At 60.6% G+C, this 993-nt stretch carries 2 protein-coding genes; both read left to right on the forward strand.

Going from position 1 to position 993, the window contains the following annotated elements:
* Nucleotides 1-363 (forward strand): alkaline phosphatase family protein (locus tag ACRXB1_RS36735; RefSeq protein WP_449494864.1); only part of this gene is annotated, 363 nt, incomplete at its 5' end.
* Between the two features lie 112 nt (nt 364-475).
* Nucleotides 476-993, forward strand: a 518-nt coding sequence (locus tag ACRXB1_RS36740) for a cytochrome-c peroxidase (protein WP_449494865.1), incomplete at its 3' end; no start/stop codon positions are given.

Raw genomic sequence — 993 nt, forward strand, 5'->3', positions numbered from 1 at the left:
CGCTTCATTGAAGACAACTGGCTCAATGGCAATCGCCTCGGCGGTGGTTCGTTCGACGCAACTGCCGGCAGCATCATGAGCTTGTTCAACTTCAGCGGCGCGGGCAGCAACCCGAAGGTGTTCATCGTGATCTCGCCGTGGGCGAAGGTGAACTATGTCGATCATACGCAGATCAGCCAGGCATCGGTCACGCGCTTCATTGAAGACAACTGGCTCAATGGCAATCGCCTCGGCGGTGGTTCGTTCGACGCAACTGCCGGCAGCATCATGAGCTTGTTCAACTTCAGCGGCGCGGGCAGCAACCCGAAGGTGTTCATCGATCAGAACCTCGGTACGCCGGTCGCATCGGTTCCGGCAATCTGATTTTATAAGCCGCGCGTTGCACGCTGACGCGAAGCCGTGCTTTGTACCTTGTCGCCGTCCCATAATGGGCGGCGACTTTTTCACTACTGCTTTTTGTATCCTCTCAGGTCCCATGTCGCATACCGCCACACCTTCCATGTCGCCGAATGCCGGGCAGAAACCACGCCTGCCGCGCCCGAAAATCGTCCTGCTCTGGTGCATCGCCGCAGCGTTCGCTGCCGCGTTCGTGTTCTGCATCTGGGCCGCGCTTTATCCGGCGACCGTGCCCGCTCGTGTTGGCGACATCGTGGAAGACCTGACAGGCGCCAATCCGAATCCCGTCATGCTGAGCCGTCCGCCAGTCGCGCCGCTGAGCGCCGTCGCGTTGCTCGGCCAAAAGATATTCTTCGATAAATCCCTGTCCGCGTCCGGCACGCAATCGTGCGCGTCGTGCCACAGTCCCGACCATGCGTTCGGACCGCCGAACAACCTGTCCGTGCAACTCGGCGGACCGCACATGACGTTGCAGGGGTATCGTCCGCCGCCTTCGCTGATGTACCTGTATTTGCAGCCTAATTTCAGCATTGGCCCCGATGCCGGCGAAGCCGAAGCGCCGCCCGATTTTGCTGCCCTGGCCTCGCAAGCCGCCGA

The sequence above is a fragment of the Caballeronia sp. M23-90 genome (genome assembly GCF_053574605.1).